14 protein-coding genes are annotated in these 19261 nt (G+C 42.1%); 6 read left to right on the forward strand and 8 right to left on the reverse strand.

Annotation, left to right across the window (positions count from 1 at the left end; all coding sequences use genetic code 11):
- Positions 1-5: 5 nt before the first annotated feature.
- The 4 genes from HUJ21_RS08620 to HUJ21_RS08635 form a co-directional block, all read right to left on the reverse strand.
- Positions 6-563: a hypothetical protein gene (locus HUJ21_RS08620; RefSeq protein WP_291368793.1), complete on the reverse strand. Its 558-nt coding sequence runs from the start codon at positions 561-563 to the stop codon at positions 6-8.
- Positions 536-1603 (reverse strand): RHS repeat-associated core domain-containing protein, encoded by a 1068-nt coding sequence (locus HUJ21_RS08625; protein WP_291368795.1) that lies wholly within the window; start codon positions 1601-1603, stop codon positions 536-538. Before HUJ21_RS08625 ends, HUJ21_RS08620 begins: the two co-directional genes overlap by 28 nt.
- Before the next feature lie 561 nt (positions 1604-2164).
- Entirely contained in the window at positions 2165-2716 is a 552-nt protein-coding gene (locus HUJ21_RS08630) for a hypothetical protein (RefSeq protein WP_291368797.1), read from the reverse strand.
- Positions 2697-4058 (reverse strand): RHS repeat-associated core domain-containing protein, encoded by a 1362-nt coding sequence (locus HUJ21_RS08635; protein WP_291368799.1) that lies wholly within the window; start codon positions 4056-4058, stop codon positions 2697-2699. The genes HUJ21_RS08630 and HUJ21_RS08635 overlap by 20 nt, the downstream gene beginning before the upstream one ends.
- 974 nt (positions 4059-5032) lie before the next feature.
- Here HUJ21_RS08635 and HUJ21_RS08640 point away from each other — a divergent pair.
- From HUJ21_RS08640 to HUJ21_RS08655, 4 genes are all read left to right on the forward strand, one after another.
- A complete protein-coding gene (locus HUJ21_RS08640) occupies positions 5033-5965 on the forward strand; it encodes a heme-binding protein (protein WP_291368801.1) in 933 nt (310 codons plus the stop codon).
- A 35-nt stretch (positions 5966-6000) separates the two neighbouring features.
- Positions 6001-8031, forward strand: a complete 2031-nt coding sequence (locus HUJ21_RS08645) for an oleate hydratase (RefSeq protein WP_291368803.1) — start codon at positions 6001-6003, stop codon at positions 8029-8031.
- 130 nt (positions 8032-8161) lie between these two features.
- A complete protein-coding gene (locus HUJ21_RS08650; protein ID WP_291368805.1) occupies positions 8162-9946 on the forward strand; it encodes a thiamine pyrophosphate-binding protein in 1785 nt (594 codons plus the stop codon).
- Between the two features lie 452 nt (positions 9947-10398).
- Positions 10399-11850: a hypothetical protein gene (locus HUJ21_RS08655; RefSeq protein ID WP_291368807.1), complete on the forward strand. Its 1452-nt coding sequence runs from the start codon at positions 10399-10401 to the stop codon at positions 11848-11850.
- 422 nt (positions 11851-12272) lie between these two features.
- Here the strand turns inward: HUJ21_RS08655 and HUJ21_RS08660 are convergent, their stop codons facing one another.
- On the reverse strand, positions 12273-12914 hold the full coding sequence (locus tag HUJ21_RS08660) for an HPP family protein (RefSeq protein ID WP_291368809.1): 642 nt from the start codon (positions 12912-12914) through the stop codon (positions 12273-12275).
- Positions 12915-13364: 450 nt separating this feature from the next.
- Here HUJ21_RS08660 and HUJ21_RS08665 point away from each other — a divergent pair, with 450 nt between their 5' ends.
- A complete protein-coding gene (locus HUJ21_RS08665) occupies positions 13365-15212 on the forward strand; it encodes a hypothetical protein (protein WP_291368811.1) in 1848 nt (615 codons plus the stop codon).
- Between the two features lie 202 nt (positions 15213-15414).
- Here HUJ21_RS08665 and HUJ21_RS08670 read toward each other — a convergent pair whose 3' ends face one another.
- From HUJ21_RS08670 to HUJ21_RS08680, 3 genes are all read right to left on the reverse strand, one after another.
- A complete protein-coding gene (locus HUJ21_RS08670; RefSeq protein WP_291368813.1) occupies positions 15415-15561 on the reverse strand; it encodes a hypothetical protein in 147 nt (48 codons plus the stop codon).
- 102 nt (positions 15562-15663) lie between these two features.
- Positions 15664-16935, reverse strand: a complete 1272-nt coding sequence (locus tag HUJ21_RS08675) for an ATP-binding protein (protein WP_291368815.1) — start codon at positions 16933-16935, stop codon at positions 15664-15666.
- A 436-nt stretch (positions 16936-17371) separates the two neighbouring features.
- A complete protein-coding gene (locus HUJ21_RS08680) occupies positions 17372-17791 on the reverse strand; it encodes a phage tail protein (RefSeq protein ID WP_291368817.1) in 420 nt (139 codons plus the stop codon).
- 320 nt (positions 17792-18111) lie between these two features.
- On the opposite strand from HUJ21_RS08680, the gene HUJ21_RS08685 reads away from it, so the two are divergent.
- Positions 18112-19245, forward strand: a complete 1134-nt coding sequence (locus HUJ21_RS08685) for an alpha/beta hydrolase family protein (RefSeq protein WP_291368819.1) — start codon at positions 18112-18114, stop codon at positions 19243-19245.
- The last annotated feature ends 16 nt before the right edge of the window (positions 19246-19261 follow it).

Below are 19261 nucleotides of genomic sequence, written 5' to 3' on the forward strand. Positions count from 1 at the left end.
CTTAATCAATTTCGTTCACAACATCCGAAGAATTCATCACCTATTACAACCTTTTTTGAAAGGGGGTTTTGGTATAAATCTATTTTCTTATCTTCAGAATATTCCGACACTGAAAGAAGAACACCTTCATAGAAATCTGCCCAAACACCATTCAATTTTCCATTTTTAAAATAGCCTTTACTTGATATATAACCTTCTTTGGAGTAATAAACTATCTCACCCTCAAGTTTTCCATTTTTGTAAGTATAAGTACTGAATTTTTGACAGCATAGAAACTCAGTAACAGGACCATTCAAGATCCCATTTTTAAAAGTTTGAATCTTTTCAATTCTTTGAGATTCATCCAAGAAAAACCACTCTCCGTTTTGGCCTTTTTCGTTTAAAAACCCAAATGAAACCACTTTCGTTGAATCCTTATTATAATTTATAACTATACTCTCAAGATCATATCCCTCCTGAATTTCACTTTCATTACTTGAACAACCAAAATTAAATAAGAAAATCAGGCTTAATATTCTAGGAATAACCCCGTAATTTACCTTTCTCGTTCTGTTTCTTTCCATCTTTCAAAAATTGGTCTCAAATTGTTATTCCCTGTTAAACTCACAATTTCTTCCATAAACGTTTCCATCGAAACTGATTTACCGTTTACAGCAACTTTATGCTCTTCTGCTAAATTACCGATCTTATTAAGAGTATTGGTTAGGCTCATCATTCCATTTTCACCATCAAATTCACCAGTAAATAAAGATTCAATTGCATCTCCAAACTGTTTTACTTTTGGCTCGACATGCAAAAATGTTTCATGAGCTATCGTGACCAACGACCTATCTTCATCAAAATACTCCGAAACCGAAATATCAAATTGTACTTTAAACCCCTCCGTATTAGCCATAGATAATACAGCATCACGAGTCAGGTTTTTCAATTTTATTTTTCTTCCATTTTTAAATTTCCAACGTGTGTCGGTTGCTCCTTCATATCTACCTAGATTACCTAATGATTTATAGGTTATGTCTACATGATCTGCCTGAGCACCGGTCTCTTTGAATGTATACCCACCAACCATATCTCCAGCTCTAGCAAATTGACTTAAAAAATCCCTTCCTGCTTTAGTTTGAACAAACCTAGCAAGAGCTGCTTCCTGGGGAGTATCTTTTCCTGTGATCAAGTCAATTACATCCCTTCCATCAGGATCAACATATCTCACGGGATTATTTAACGCATATTGAAACGGTGTTACATCCCAATACTTGTCTGCCAACGGATCTATGACCCCCCATCTCCCAATAACCGGATCATACATCCTCGCCCCGTAGTCATAATATTGAAGGCCGTTGTCCTCGATTAGTTCCTTCCCGTTATAGAGATAACTATTCGCCTTTATCCCTGCATACTGAAACCCAATCCCCGTCAACTCCAACCCCCAGGGATCGTAATGCGTCTCCTGCATAATGGGAGAAGTGGTGCTCATCACCATAAAGTCATCGAACCATACGTCCTCCGAGGTTTCGTTGACGACGAAGGTTTCCAGGTATCCGTCCTCCGAAATATACAAGTTTTCCTCTAATACCTCGTGCTGGTTGGCTGCGTTTTTGGACAATACGCAGCCCACGGCCTAGCCCCTCGCTAAAACAGTCCACAGGACTGTTTCTTAACGCTCGGTCCTCAACTTCATACCTATTGCTGCCCTGATCGTATAGTGCATAGATCAGGTAGGCCTCTGGAGCTTCTTTTCGCTGTAGGTCACCGGCTAGTATGTTGGCCAGGTTCATTAGAGCGATGGGATTGCCGGAACCGGAGCGTTGCAGACTTCCGGCCAGCTCGCTATCACCATCTGGTCCTTTGCGGTTTGGGTCAGGTAGGTGCCTGCGTTGAGTTTGGTGAGCATTGGCTCGACGTATTTTCCGTGAACCCTAAGTTTTACGCTGTCGCCCGCATAGATGGGTTGCGTTCTGCCAGGTCCGGCTACTCTACCGCGATCCGCGTTCAGCCAGGCCACCTGATCTCCACTGTGTGTCGATTTCGTCATGTCTGTCTGTCTCGGGCAGGCTCGATTTCCTGATCTCTAATCTGTTAAGCTTCGCCCATAATTGTTGTAAACTGGAATTACAAATTCCAAGGATAAAAAGGTGTAGTTACGAACAAAAACCTAGGTGGAACCTCAATTCCTTAAGTAAACTGTTAATTCTCTTCTCTGATTGACACACATTTCTTTGCCATCAAATGTTTTATAGAAAATCTTGAAATTCCCGAAGCAATTGCTAAAGAAATCAACAATATCTTTTTCATCGCATGGTAATTGATCAAATGGATAAGCATAACTACCCAAGGTAAAATCAAGTGTACTTGAAGGGGACATTTTGTATACTTTTGGGTTCTGAAAACTGTTGAAATTAATTGTATCTCTAAGTCCTTCAAAATTAATAATTCCTTTGAAATTGAAATAATCGTAACCATCATGGTCTACAGTAAATTTTACTGTATCAGAACTGTTGTTTATTGCACGCATATTTAACTCTATAGCTATATCAGCGTGGGACATTCCCACACCTTTATCAGTGTAAACCTCGAGAGATTCAAGAAAGATATCTACTTCAGCATTTAAGCATTCTATTTGCTCAATGTTGATTTGAAATTCAGAGGGAGAGTTGCATCTTACTATAAAGAGTGTCATCCCTATGGCGATAAAAATATTATTTATGCATTTCCCCATAATCTGCAATTCGTTTTTCAAATTCAATTGTAATCTTCTGCCAACTAGGATGTCCTCTTTGAGCTCTAATAGCCCTTTGTTCTAATGTTGAACTCTTATATTTACTCTGATCTTTGTGATGTTGATGCTCATGGACAAGTGAACTAGTAATATTTGATGCTGTGTTTAGATCTCTATCAACCTTATTATCATTAATATTGATCAAAATATCATTTGCCTGACCAAACCTATAGCCAAAAAATCCATAGCCACCTCCAAAAGATGAACGCATGATAATTCCACGGGGTGCTTGTGTCGTTTCAATATCTATATCGTCAACTTTACTTTTATCATCGAGTTGATTATTATAATGATCCATTACATTCACAACTGCTTCGTCACTAAGTTTAGTTTCTGTGATGTTTGAAGATATTTTTTGTCCATTCTTATGACTTATTCTTTCGGTTCCATTAGTATTGGTTGTCTTATTTGCATCCCAATCTTTTTGATCAACAATCTGAACAAAATCTGTATCAGCTTCGTCGGAACCCAAGTATTGACCTTGTCTATTAAAATAATCATCAACTGGCTTCATCCCATCTGGATCAATAAACCTTATCGGATTATCAAAAGCATAATTATAAGGCGAATGCCGTCTCATCTGGTCCGCCAAGGGATCCACACCCCCCCATCTCCCAATAACCGGATCATACATCCTCGCCCCATAATCATAATACTGAAGGCCGTTGTCCTCGATTAGCTCCTTCCCGTTGTAGAGGTACTTATTCGCCTTAATCCCCTCATACTGAAACCCAATCCCCGTCAACTCCAATCCCCAAGGGTCATAGTGTGTTTCTTGCATAATGGGAGAAGTAGTGCTCATCACCGTAAAGTCATCGAACCATACGTCCTCCGAGGTTTCGTTGATCACGAAGGTTTCTAAATATCCGTCCTCCGAAATATACAAGTTTTCCTCTAATACCTCGTGCTGGTTGGCTGCATTTTTGGACAGTACTTGCTTTCCTACTTCATACCGATTGCTATCATTGTCATATAGGGCATAAATCAGGTAAGCTTCGGGGGCTTCTTTCTGGAGTAAATCTCCTGCAAGGATATTGGCCAGGTTCAGAAGAGCGATGGGATTGCCGGAACCGGAGCGTTGTAGGCTTCCGGCCAGCTCACTGATGCCGTCCACCATCTGGTCCTTTGCGGATTGGGTCAGATAGGTTTCTGCGTTGAGTTTGGTGAGCGTTGGCTCGGCGTATTTTCCGTGAACCCTAAGTTTTACGCTGTCGCCCGCATAGATGGGTTGCGTTCTGCCAGGTCCGGCTATGCGGCCTCGATCCGCATTCAGCCAGGCCACCTGATTCCCGCCTTTCGTTACATTGTGTTCTGCACCTGATTGCTGTGATTCGGAAAGCTGGCTAAAGGAAGGCCCCCCCGCAGCCCAGCTCCTCGCTAAAACAGTCCACCGGACTGTTTCTAAACGCTCGGTCCTCTCCTCCTCTCCTGATAAAATACCTACCTATTTAAAATATAGTGATTTAGGGTTTTTATTTTTAAAAAGGGGGCTGTTTTGCTTATTTTTTGAATCTTAAAAATCCTAAGGTCGTACATTTTACACTCATAAGGTTGATTGCTGCCTCAGCAGGTTTTCAATCATTGTGTTTATCATAAGAAGTCTCAAATCTGATTTATTGTATCACGTTGGGCAAAATTAGTTAACCTCTCCTTTCTCCTGATTCCAGCGTAAAGTATACCAGTGATTCCTGGGAGGAATACCTGCTGGTAGTTGTGTTGTAAGGTAATGACGTTTAAGCGGAAAATTGGTTAACCCGGTTTGCCGAAAGAAACACTAACGAATAGAGAAAATTAGCAATCCATTAGGGCCTGGTGTAAGCGATCGTGTCCAGGGCATTTACCTACAAAGTGGTTTTTTTAACGGAGCAAATAAACAACTGAAAATAGGATTCTACTCCCTATAATCTATGCTTAATTGGGATAGTTTGCAGATAAATTAAATATTATTGAGTACATTTAAAGAAGGTTTGGCAAAAACCGGTAGAAAATAGCTCCCCAAGCATCTGCCGCACCCAAGCCGGGACGTTATAACCTGTTTCGAAAATAGCACATATACATACATTCTGCGAAAGCTATCGGCTTGACCACCCATTGTGGCAAAAGACATTTTCAAAAATAGGAAACCAGATACCACTAGTAAAATCGGGTATCCGGAAAGCCAATATTAAACCAGAGTAGAAAAATAAAATTTTAACCAAAACTTAGGAAAACTAAGTATGTAATCCTAATGAATCATTTACTTAAACATACACTTTTATGCTTACCACAGAAAATTTCAAGAAAATGCTTGCCCAGGGTAGAACGTTACAGCATGCTCCGGATGACGAAGACGCTCTCGGCCCGCTTAAACAATTAACTGGCGTTTGGACAAACATTCCCCATCTACCCGGTAGTGGTTGGAATATGATCGCTCTCCCGTTCATCAAGGATGGATCTTCGCTTAACTACAGGCTGCTGCTTAATCAATACAATGAAAAACACCAGTTTGGTCTGGTTGATAAGGGAGTTCCAAACAGAGGCGTAGACCTGAATGAACCGGGAAACAAAGATCAGTTCGTAGCTACGCTGGATTACGATCAGTCTATCACCCAAATTGCGGCTATGGACTTTCCGGAAAGTGGGGAAGCAGGCCCACCAAACCTACCCATACACCATGAGCCCGGCTTATTTTTACACATGACAAACCTGGCTACCACTGGTTTCGACATCGCAAGACTTGGTGCTATCCCACATGGCAATTCAGTGTTGGCTTTAGGAAAGGCACGAACGATTGATGGTGCCCCGACAATTCCTCAGGAAAGCGGATTACCGGTAGGTTTCAAAAAGCTCGATAATCCTTACCTGGCTCCGTATAAGCATTTTCATAAAAATCTTTTTAAGGGTGTTTTCGACCCTACCATTCCGAACGACTTGCTTAACAAAGCCAACCAGGGCGTCACTATTGTAAAAACCACCGAGCTGATGTTTGATTCCACTATTGAGTCAGGGGGTATTTCCAGTATTCCTTTTATTAAAAAGCAGGCAGACGCCACCAAGATGAATGCTACGTTTTGGATACAGGAACTAGCTGACAAGGATTCGAATGGCGATCCGATTTTAAGGCTTCAATATACCCAGAGGGTCATTCTCAACTTCTTTGGTATTGAATGGCCTCATGTCAGCATCAATACCTTACAAAAGGTAGTATAATCAACAGTATTTTTATAAACCCAAATCATAAAAAAATGGCACACTTTAAAATTAAGAATTTAAAACATCCTGAAGGTCACCAGGTACCGAAAAAAGCCCCCGTGGTAATTGTAGGAGCCGGTATGGCGGGTCTATACACAGCTTGGCGCTTAATCAATGAGAAAGGGTATTCACCTGACGAAATCGTAATTCTTGAAAAACTCAATCGTACCGGAGGTAGACTAGACTCTGACCTGATCAAGTTTGAGGGTGCCACTGTCAAAGAGGAGGAAGGCGGCATGCGCTTTACTTTTGACAGTATGGATAACCTGATGGCACTGTTTATGACATTGCCAACTGCTGATGAGAGCGGTGAACCCAATCCGGGAGAGGAGCTTATCGCCAAACAGATCGTTCCTTTTCCCATGAAAAGTGGGGGAAACAATAAACTGTACTTCAGAGGGGTTCCTTTTAAACAAAACGAAGCGAACAGTCTCTGGCCACAACTATACAATCTTAGCGAGCAGGAAATTGCCCTGAGCCCCTCAGAGATTATCAATATTGTTTATAATCAGATATTGGCTGCAAATCCCGATTTTACAGCCAAATACCCAAAAGCCGAAGACCGCAAGGGGCCAGACTATTGGCAAGATTTCCGCATCGGCTGCCAATGGGAGGGAGTGATCATGAAAGACTGGTCACTATGGAATCTTTTCGCTGAAATGGGATATAGCAATGAAGCCATTAACATGGTGTATCAATCATCCGGATTCAATGGCACATTCCTCTCGCAAATGAATGGCGGAGTTGCCTACCAATTGCTGAAAGAATTCCCGGCCGATCCACAATTTCGCACCTTGAGTGAAGGCTTCAGCACATTACCTAATGCCCTGGCAGCGCAAATAGGCAAAAAATCCATATTCCTGAATACCACCGTTACAAGTCTGAACCAATCTGGAAAGGAGGGCTACGAGCTTAATTACACGATCACCAATAAACATTGTGAGGAGGAACAAAGGGGTCAAATACATGGAGCAAAGGTGATCCTGGCGCTACCCAGGCTGGCATTGGAGACGCTATTCATCAGGTCTGATGCTTTCAATGTGCTGGATAAAAGCAAGTCAGATAAATTGTGGAATACGCTTCAAACAGCCACTAACCAACCTTTACTCAAGATCAATTTGTATTACCCAAAGGCCTGGTGGTGTAATGAGACGCTGGTAGGAAAAGGAGCTATCGACTTCGGTCCTAATTTTGCCGATTTACCTGTTGGTTCTATTTATCCATTCTACGCTGTGAATGAGGCGCTGGCTGCTGCCTTGGAATATCAGCAATACATGAGCGAGCACAATCAACCAATTCCTGAAGATATCCAGAAAAAAGTTGATGAAATCAATAAGAGTAAATCTGAGAAACCGGCGGCGCTGACCATTTACTGCGATTATCTGAATATCAACTACTGGTTGGCATTGCAAAAAAATGGGCCACTTTTCACTTCGGATCTGCAGGAAAAAGAAAACGATAAAGAGAATCAGGTAGTCTTTGCCGCTTCGCAGAAGGTGGTGGAAAAGGCGACTGAGTATTTCAGGAAAGTGTTCAATGTAACCTACATTCCTCAGCCTATCTTGACTAGTGCCCGTATTTGGGCCGGAAGTACAGTTATAGATAAAGAAGCCAGCGAAAGATTTGGATATGGCGTTCACCAATGGGCTTTGCACGCAGAAGACGACAAAACTCAGGAAATACTTATTGAACCATTACCGAACTTATATACCTGCAATGAAGCCTATTCGGATTATCAGGGCTGGGTAGAAGGTTCGCTGCGTTCGGCCAACCTCATGCTGAATAAATGGGGATTGAAAGCCTACAGCAATGTTTTCCAGGATAAAACCGGAAAAACACCGGAAGAAGCAGTTAGTAGTTTCTACAAAAAGAACATCCTTGAACAAATAAAAGCGTTTATCGATCCTAATTTTAAGGAGTTCAAAGAAATCTCAAAGTCAAAAGCTCGCGAGAATGTACGCCAAAGCCTCAAAGCAGATGGAGTTACACATGGAATTACATTGACGAATTACGACTTAGGGTAAGCACTATGAAACTGTCTCAGGATCTGGTCATTTATATCGCTCGAGGAGGCCGGCCAGATGTCAGGCCAGGAGCAAAGGCTGGTTTTTGGGACAGTATCTTTTTTTATCACCTTATAACCAAATCATACACATGAAAACTGAAATGACAGTGGCGGGTTACCTAAAATCCCGTATGGAAGAGCTTGGAATAGCCTATATGTTTGGTGTGGCAGGAAATTATACCGCACCATTGCTCGACACCATTATTGCCGATAAAGATTCTCCAATCAAAATAATCAATAACTCAAATGAGATTACGGCAGGGTTTGCTGCCGATGGCTACGCGCGTGTCAAAGGAAAGCCGAGTGCCGTATATGTGACCTATAGCGTAGGTCCTTTCACCGCGCTCAATACTTTGGCAGGAAGCTTCGTAGAAAGAGTACCGATCTTGATGATCAATGGAGCGCCCACAAATAAAGAAGACAGTAATGAAAAAAATGTAGGACTACTGTATTCGCATACTACCGGCTACGAATTTATTGACATTCACATGTTTAGACCTGTTACTGTGGCTGCTGAGCGCATCACCAATGCAGCCCAGGCACCCTATCAAATAGACTCGGTACTAACTGCACTGCTTACTCATGGCCGACCAGTTTACATCGAAGTGACGGAAGACGTATGGCGTGCGACGTGTAAAGTACCCGAAGGATCATTGAGCTCTGGAAAAGGACGTATCGTGACTGTAAGTGAAGCAAGCAAAGCCATAGAAGCTGCCATGAAGTTGATCAGGAGCAGGCCAAAATCAATATTCTGGGCTGGAATTGAGTTGCAACGCCTGGGCTTGCAAGAAGAATTCCTTGAGCTTCTCGCAATAACCAACGATCAACATGCTCAGCCTAATGAGCGGATTCACTTTGTCACCTCAGCCCTGGGTAAATCATGTATCGCTGAAGATAATCCGTTTTTTGACGGCTGTGTTACGCTAACAAAAAATCAAATCAATGAATTAGTCGGCGATGACGGCGTGATCATCGGTATCGGTGCCTGGACCATTGGCAAGGACACGGAAAACCAAAATATCAGAAGTGACAGAACCATTATGGCAGCACACGATGGGGTGTTTGTAGGTTCAGAGTTTTTCCCTTTGGTGGATTTAAAAACGTTTATCTTAGGGCTTACTGAGGCATTTAAAACTGCGCATAAATTGAATTTGAAGGGCATCCATCCGGCACTAACGCGGCTGGCCCAAGTTGAGACGAGCGATAAGGGCATGGGCTATACACCGTTTTTCAAAGAATTGGAGCGCTACGTCAAAAAGGAGAAAGACACAGTCCTTGTAGTAGATGCCGGATTTCCTTTGATCGGGGCACAAGCTGTAACCATTCCTGAGAGAAACGGCTTTGTTGCCCAGGCTGCCTGGTTAGCGATAGGCTACTCCGTAGCGGCGGCTACAGGGGTAAAGTTTGCCGTACCCAACAAGCGCGTGATGGTAGCCGTGGGAGATGGTGCCTTTCATGAGACTTGCCAGGCTGTAGCAGAACACCATGCTAACGGTCAAAATACGGTAGTATTCGTATTGGTTAATGGGATTTACGGTATCGAACAATACTTAGTTAACCCTAACCCATTTAGAAAGCCTCCAGTCGATTACTCCGACAAGTTGTTGGATACTAATTATCAGTATAACGAAATTCCAAGATGGAACTATAGTAAAATACCCGATGCGATGGGTGGTATTGGCAGAAAAGCAAGTACTATCGATGAGCTTAGGACTGTACTGGAGGAGATCAGCCAAAAGCCCAATGAGAATTTTGTAGTTGAGGTCTGCATTCCATCCAAAGATACTCCTGAAGTCTTGTGGCCACTTCTGAAAGGCGCAATAGGAGAAGACGAAACAGAAAACCCCAATTGGCCACCAAAATCTAAGTTTTAGTTTCTGATCCTTTGATACTTGGAAGTCTCAGTCAAAAGGTTTAATCGGATTTATGCAATTGGATTCGCAGTGAATTTGTAAATCGCCAATAATCAGCAAGGTTGACAGATAAGAAAATTGCTTGAGCAGTCTATTTTGATCACGCAATTTATTGGCAGCAATGAAAGCTAAAATAAATAAAATCTAATTGAATCGGATAAGCAAATATCCAACTATCTGATTAAAAGCAATTTGCTGCTGTATTTTCAAATAAAAATCTTCTTTTCTATTAGAAATATCATTAAATTGAGATATTCTTTTTTTGGTTGAAACCGTGAAATCGAACACTGCCAAAACTTATACAAAAAACGAAGGTTATTTAACACGTAAGATTTCACCTGCAGGAAGGTAGTTGGCCTTGGCAACTAAAAGATGATTGCAAATGCAATAAATTTCAATTTGAAATTACGCAAATGATGACACGAAATACCTATCCGTTTATCAGGTTTTGGATTTGTGCCATGGCCTTCCTGCTCAGCAGCAACTGCGACACCCCTCCGCCCGGTTGTCCGCACTGTTCTGATGATTTACAGCTCCCGTCCATCTTGCCGGAAGAAGTCCCTTTCCGCGTGCTACAGGTGAAATGGAATGCCCTGAACGGAGCCCCTTCCATTGACGATCCTTCGCTGCTTTGCGAGGAGTCCTTTGGCGAGGTGCTGTTAAACCGGCACCTGAGGGCAGGCCTATGCAACTGGACACAGTGTAAGATCCTGCTGGGACCCGTTATCGGTTCGACCACTAATTTCGGGTTGTTCGACGATCCGGACCTCTCTGTTGGCGAAGCAGGGGACGTCGTGGTAAACAATACCGCACTCACGCCGGAACTCGAAGAACTGGCCATCCTATGCGACAACCACTGGAATGCGCAGCCTACAGGAGCAACAGGTCTCGCTGTGCGGTCCTTTGTCAATGCTGATGGCACAGACAGTCCGATCAACGGTATTGCTTTTGCCAATTCCGGCACCCGGCCTTTTTTCGCAATCGGAGATCTTGAATTTTTTCCTAACGCACTTGGAGACGTTCACAGAAATACGGAGCGGGTACTGGCCCACGAACTGGGACACGTTCTCGGCCTCTGCCATGCAAATGGAGATGATGGGGTAGCTTGCAACAGCGGCTTTCTCGATTTTAACGATTTTGGCAACCTGATGTCCGGTGCCGGTAGTTCGGCCTCGAGTCGGACACTGGAAGGTGAGCAATGCGATATTGCGCGCACCCGATATGCCAACCTTTTCTTTCCGCTAGCCGATATGCAAAACCGCATCGTATCCCTGTTAGACGAAGGGGGAGAACGCTTTGCCGCAGCCGATAAATCCGTTGACCTGTACAAAACAATGGTGTTCAACAGGCTGTCTGAAGCGGGCGCGTTGACCGTTCTTATCGGAACGAATGGGCTGTTTACCGAGCGCAAAAACGACTATTGGGTGCTGCTGGACCTGGACAATAACGTGCAAACCGGACTGCACGGTGGGCGGATCATCCCCGGCAGCGACCAGCAAGGCGTGGACCTGGCCCTGCAGGTAGAGGTAGGCGATAGCGGCAAGCGCAGCAACACCTCCCTGTACAAAGCTGAGGGAAGCGGGTTCCAGCCGCATTCCCATCCACGGGAATGGGTAAGAACAGGGCTATTCACCAGTGAAATGTTCGTTTCTTCGGAGAAAGAATGCACCGGCACTCCGGTTTTTCAGGAAATAGAGATCAACCTTTCTCGGGAAGCATTGGTGAGGTTTAGTGATACCGGGCAAGTTGATCTTTCTTTTGCCAATGGTCTGAAGTTACAGACCATCTCAGTCGGAACCGCAGCAAACGGTGAAAAAGTGATGGATAAATCCCCCGAGCGGCCGCAGACGATTTTCTTGCAATAGCTGTAAAACTTCGGAGATGCGAGGATGCCTGGCTCCTTTACCTGGGTTCCTTTGCCATTTTCAAAATGTGACATGATATTTATTGCTTTAAGGTGTGGAATTTAATTATGCCTAAGCATTTGGGAGCTGCAGGACACAAAAGCCGAGGGCAGGGCAACAAAATTATGGAAGGCTTCTTGTAGAGCGCCCATTTTTTTTGAACGGGCTTAGCAGATCCTTGGCGGGTAAATGACTGCTCCTCGCTTTGCCTGAATCATAGTTCAAAACCGGGGTTTGTTCTCCATATTGAATTAACACTGATGACAAGAAATCGAGCATGTCGGAGGCGACACACAGAGGAATGATTATCATTGCGAGATTCTCCCGATTTAAGATCGGGACAGGCTATGTGGCCATTAAAATCAATTATAAATACATGAAATTCACTTAATCTTTTTTATGGGTAAGCTTTCTGCTCTCCAAAAAAGAATTTTTTGGAAATAACCCAGTTTTCGAATATTAACATTCCTATAGGGATAAATTCTGTTCCTGGAAATATTGTTGAAAATTAATGCCACAATAAAAAGTATGACCACTCCGGACAATACTGGATAAATCACATAGAAAAAGCTCATTTCTTTAATTTCCGTTGACCCTATATTTGCTATCAAGGCTATTGCTCCTCCCGGGGGATGTAATGTTTTGGTGTATTGCATGGCCAAAATGGATAGAGAAACTGCTAAGGCAGGGGACAACCAAAGGAAATCACTTGGATTAAATAACTTGTAAATGGATACCCCTATATTTGCAGAGATAAGGCTTCCAAAAATCATGTTTCTGGGCTGGGCAAGGGGACTATTGGTCGCTCCAAACAGCAGTACAGAAGTTGCACCAAAGGCACCGATTAGAAATAACAAATCCTGACTATCACCATTTTTGAACAAGATTTGTAATAGACCAATAACACTTAGCGCAAGCAATGATCCAAAAAAGGCCCATAGATTATCTATTGGGTTATGGCTGGTCTCTTTGTAAATAATATAACGTGCTTTTCGTAATCTTTTTTTAATTTTCTTTGAAGACATATGTAGGATTTATTGGCATGCAAAATTAAAAAAATCAGAAGAAACTCCGCTCCTCATCTGAAATGAAGTCAGGATTGGGAGAGCAAACGGCGCTCATCACCGTACAAGTGATAGATATTCCCTTGAAAAACAACAAAAATATACGGGAAAATACCTGGAAAAACTTCGCGATTTATTTTATTAAAATTAAAGACAGTGGGGAAAAACCGGTCACTGTTGCCTTTGCAGGATTAAATTTCTAGAAATAGAAAAATATGAAAATCGTTTTCATGTATTTATTAAGCATTTTTATAGTTTTAAAATATTTTTACCTATCTTTACAGTCTAATAATTGTTACGTATTATTTGTGCAATTTTGGAAAATATTCATCTTTGGGATCTTGTACTAATTAAAAGGTCTTTTTTCAATACGGCTTAATTTTTTATAAACTTTTAAATAAAAAAACAGTGATGGTCAATTTTAAAACTCTTTTTCTATTTTTAATAGTTTCAGTTTTTATTTCCTGTAGTATCGATTCGGATTTACCTGATAATCAACTAGGTGCCTTTTCAATAAGTTTTGAGCCACCTGCAACTTTAGAAAATGCACGGGTTAAGGGGAATACCCTCAATAAGGTCACGCACCTTGTCATTACGATAAAACATATGGATGGGCGGGACACGGAATATTCATTAACTAAGATAGCGGTTAATCTGGTTGAGGGAGCTTTCCTGAGTGAGGAAATTCTTTTACCTCTTGGGACCTATCAAATCACCACGTTATACTTAGTGGATAGTGAGGACAATATTTTGTTTGCTAGTCCTCATAATGATGCACCACTGGCCCAGAATGTGGAAACTTCCCTGCCCATCACTGATATATCCGTCAGCGATTCGACCGAAATAATAAATGGAGAGGTTATTTCTACCGACGGCCATGGTCCAGATGATTTTGGTATGGATTCCTTTAAAGGGAAATTTAAAGAAGTATTTTATTTTTATGTGGCAATTTTAGGTGAAAATAATGGTGAGACCTATTTACCCGGGCAAATTGAAGTAGTTAATGGAAAATATTCCCATCAGCAGGAAATTGATTCCCTCAACCAAAAAGTCAATTTAGAACCAGGACATGACCAGTATACCGTTAAAATCGAAAGCGATAACTACCATCCATTTGAAGATACATTTTCTTACGACAGCCTATCGTCCTATGTTTCTACCCCTCTAATAATAGAACTGGAATTGCTGGACCCATGTGTGGGGGGAACTTATGTGGGCGATGTAGTCCTGAATACTCAGGAAGAAGTGGATAATTTTGGTAGCAAATGTTATAAAAAAATCGAAGGGCACTTGAAAATAGGTGCATATCTCATAGAGAACCTTACATCTATCACAAATTTGGAGTCTCTGGATTCATTGGTAGAAGTAACAGGAAGCCTCAAAATTGAATTTAACAAATCATTAAAGTCATTAAAAGGACTTAACAATTTAAGTTCAGTTGGAGGAATTTTAACAATTTCTGGAAATGAAATCCTTGAATCGTTATCTGAGTTAAAAATCACCAAGGCAAAATTACTGGCAATTAATAATAATAACGCCCTGACAAATTTTGATGGGTTGCAAGGATTACGTTCTTTGTATTCCGCTGAGGTTCGTGGCAATCAAAATTTAATGAATTTTAAAGGGTTGGAAAACTTAAAAATTGTAGAATCCTCCTTAAACATAACAAAAAATAAAAACCTTATTTCATTTGAAGGTCTGGCAAATCTGGAGGAATTAGGAGGATTAAATCTTATGAACAATAATTCATTAGTTTCGCTATCCGGCTTCGAAAACTCCATTTCTTCATTAAATCACCTTTATTTACTAGGTAATTCTTCGCTAAGTGACTTAAAAGGTATGCTATCCGAGGACGGTACAATAAATAATACGGTTAGAATTGACAATAACCCCTCATTGGAAAGCCTGGCAGGCTTAAGATTCCATCATGACATTACTTTTAACTTCGAATTAACAGACAATTCCAGCTTAACCGATATTTCTGCTATGAGCGATATCAATACGATAGGAAGAGATTTAATCATTTCAAACAACGAAAAGCTTTCCAACTTAACCGGTCTGGAAAACCTGTTTTCTGTAGGTAATTTATATGGTTCAGAAAGTGATTATATATTAACCATTGTAAACAATGAATCCCTCACCAATTTTTGTCCACTATCTTATCTTTTCCAAAACGGCATCCTTTATAAGCAGAATATTAAGTTAAACGGGTATAATCCAACCGTTTTACAAATGAAGGAAAATGAATGCTCCCCTTAATTTTCCCAATTAGTCCCCTGAAAGGTAAACCAGGGCAAGGTGTCCGCTGGTCTTATCTTGCATGAATTCAATAAATGCTACTATTCCAGGTTTTGGCTGACTTAAGGATTCCTGTTTTCTGTGGTTGTTTCCGATTTCCGGATCTTGAAAAGCTTAGGGACCTTTTAATTATATTCCTATTTAGTCGGAGGATGGTGATTTTTCAACCATTACTTATGGTAAGCTCCTCAAATGAAATTTCAATTGCCTCCACCGCTATTTCATCGGCATCTGATTTCAAATCAGCAGTAGTCATTTTGACAGTAAAGGCATTGTCAAGGTCCTTTAAAAAGTTTGTTGATCCATTCATTCCAGTTCCCCGGCGCTATAAATCACATCAATGGACCGCAATTTTTCGATTTTGTCCAGTTTATTTTTACAGAAAACCCTTCTGGCTCATCCGAAAAGTCAATTAAAAAAGAAGAACCCTGAATTCAGTCCAAGCCCCTACCTTACTTTTTACGCTGATACTACCTCCCTGAGATGCCAATTGGGTTTTTACAAGGTAAAGACCTACTCCCCTGCCCTCAGCATGTCCATGAAAAGTATTGTTTAAACCAAATAATTTCTCACCGTATTTCTCCAAATCAATTCCCTGGCCATTATCTCTGACCTTTAAACCAATACTTCCCCCTGAAATAAAAGTTTCAAAATGGATTCGGGGAACCCTGTCACTGGCTTTATATTTAATGGCATTGGAGAGTAAGTTAAGCATGATGCTTTCCAAATAGGACCGGTTGTATTCCACCTTTTTTACTTCCGTAAAATCACGGGTAACCAGGGCACCACTCATTAATATATCAGCAGAAAATGTTTCTATTGTTTTTTGAAAAATTTCTTCAAAATTCAGCCATTCACGCTCAATAGCATTTTCCTCCTGGATCTTTAATGCCTCCATAAGTTCATTCAAAGTCTCCGTCAAGTGTCGTGTTACCCTTTCTATATGGCCAAAAAACATGTCCTTTTCTGAAGGTTCTTCAGCTTCCTGATACAGCTGAAGCAAGGAATTGAGGTTATTCACCGGAGATCTCAAATTATGGGAAGTAAGGTGTGAGAAATTCAAAAGTCTTGCATTGTGGCTTTGCAATTGGTTGGTCAACGCCTGCAGTTCGGCTTTTTTTTGCTCAATCTCATTCAGGTGCAACCTGATCTTTTTTCGGTCCTGTATAAAAATAAAAATCACAAAAAATACAAGCCCCAGATAAATGAGCGTTCCCAGGACAATAATGTAAACCGTTTTTTGGGCATTTGTTTCAGACAACTTGATCCTTTCATCAAGCAAAACTGCCAACCTGTCTTTAATGTTTTGAGTGAGGTTGGGGATGTCCCGGACTATCAACTCCTGATCATCATTTTCAGAATAAAAAGCCTGGGCATCCTGGAAACCCTTTTCTTTTCTCAATTTAATTATTACCTCGCCAAAGGTCTCATTCCTGGTACTCAATGCCCTGGTCAATGCATCAAGATAGGCGGAAGAAAGACTATCTACTAAAGTATTTTCAAGAAAATCAATGCTGGAATCAATCCGGGATTTGGTGGACTCCCTGTGCCTCAATTCCATGGAATCCCCGGTGATGACATAGGACCTTACCGAGATAGATAAATCCTTATAATCCGAATTGATCTGTTCCAATTCATAAATTATCCTGTTGGTACTACTGATAGCATCCTGTGTGGCCTTCATGTTTTTTACATTTCCTATGGTTAGGATACCAACAGCCGTAACCAAAATGAAAAACAAACTAAAGAAGGCAATAGCTCTGCGTAGGGGCAATGTGGGTCATTTTTTAATAAAACGAAATTATCTCAAAAACCATGCTACTAATCGATCCAGGCTTGGGTTATTTTGGCAATTGAGGGGAATTTAAAAAAGGAGAAAGCTGGGGCACATAACTTTGGGTACGCTCTCCCTTGCCTATGTAAGTTTATCCGCTACGGTAGGTATATATCTTATCTCTTTATATTTTGGTTTTCAAAGTCCATAAATCTCCTCGCCGCAAGTAGGGATAGCCTAGTAATTCTTTCTTGGAATGTACAAATGATAATCCTCCCACTGCTAACCCAAAGCAAAATGAAAGGTTAAAATTGGAACAAAACCTTAAGAACCTCCGGTATTTTTCTTAATTATTGCTTACGGTAAATCCCTCATGGTAAAATTCAATTGCCTCCACCGCTATTTCATCGGCATCTGATTTCAAATCAGAAGTAGTCATTTTGACAGGGAAAGCCTTGTCAAGGGTCCATGTCATCGTTGGAATACCATTCCCATCACAAAGTTTGATGATTAGGGTTCTGCGTTCAATGGTATTCATCTCGATCTTTTTGAACCAATCCCAAAATAGGTGGTCACTCTTAAAAATGCCCTTCTTTAAAGTCACACAGCCATACTTGATCATTCCTGGCATTTTGATAGGGGAAAATACCGGATTATTGCCATGTCTGTATTCCATTCGTTGTGGTTCTGTATCCAAACCGCTCACCTCCTGAAAGGGAACGGCTGCTCCGGTTCCAAAGTCTACTTCGAAGAAAAACAGGGGCAAACTTTTCCTGTATCATCCCACGGGGCATATACTCCTTGCTCATTTGTTGATTGGGTTCAAGCGTATATGCTGATCATTTCCTGAACATTGTTGCCTATCCTTCCTACCTGCGCTATCCGGACACCGTCGCCCGGATTACTGGCATTGGCACAGCCTTTTTTTTACCGATTCATTCGATTAAAGCAAGTAATTGACTACATTAAACAAATGAAATCCCGTATGGCACAAGTGACCTTAGGAGGCATGATGTAAAACCTGCGGGATGCTTCCCAAAATGAACCGGGCTGGGCGTAAGTCCGCCAAAATACAACGACAAGCAAATGAAAATAAAAAGGATTATTCCGGTGGTATGCTTACTCGCATTCGGGTTATTTGCGTGTAGGGGGAAATCTGTTGCCCAAAATGCTAATCTGATTGATCCGGAGGTAGAAACAGCCCGCACCGATGCCTACGAAAGCCAACTGAAAAATTACCTGCAACATTTTCTGGTGGAGGAGTATGAAGCCCGCGCAGCCAAGCTCTGGAACCGGGATTACAGCAGTCCTGCTGCCCTGGAACGAAGCGTCAGCCCTAACCGCAGGCGATGGGAAGAAGTGTTGAGCCCTCCCATACTCTCCAAGACCGGACCGCTCGAAAGCAAACCGCATCCTCTGGGAGAAATACAGGCCGAATGGCTTACCCTTCCACTGGGCATGCTAACAGCAGAAGCAGTACTTGCCTTCCCCGAAGGGGCAGGCAAAAACCAGCCGGTTCCGCTAATAATTGTGCAGCACGGCATCGGCAGCACACCGGAAACACCTTTTTCCACCGGGGCCTACCATGAGTACGCTAAGGGATTGCTTGATGCAGGATTTGCCGTACTGCTGCCAATGAACCTACGCTCCGTGGAACGACGCAATACCGTGGAGCGTTTCGCCCGCCTCGCAGGTACCAGTTTGCCCGGAATAGAATTGGTCCGGGTCCAGCACCTGTTGGATGCTGTACTTGCGAATCCGCGGCTGGATGCAGACCGGGTCGGGATGTGGGGCGTTTCCTTAGGAGGTATGGCTACCATGTTCTGGATGCCCCTTGAACTCCGGATAAAAGCAGGTGTGGTTTCGGCCTGGTTCAATCAACGAAGAAATAAGATGGCGGTGCCGGATGAGCGCTATTCGAGTTTTTCACCCAGCGAAGAACATGCGTTTTTTAACGGCTGGTTGACGGAGTTTTCTGATGACGATCTTGTTTCCCTGATAGCACCCCGGCCACTGATGATTCAACACGGAAAAAACGATAATATCGCCCATTGGCCTCAGGTGGTCGAGGAGTATGAGGAAGCAGCGATTCACTACCAGCTCCTAAAAATCCCCGAAAAAATAGCATTGGTCTTACACGAGGGAGGACATGAAGCAATTGTCGCGGAAGGCGTACAGTTTCTGACCGACTGGCTTACAGCATCGGACAAGGAAAAGTAAGGTACTGTATCGGTAA

Origin of the sequence: Cyclobacterium sp., from assembly GCF_014762705.1 — a bacterium.
In the GTDB taxonomy this organism is placed as follows: domain Bacteria; phylum Bacteroidota; class Bacteroidia; order Cytophagales; family Cyclobacteriaceae; genus Cyclobacterium.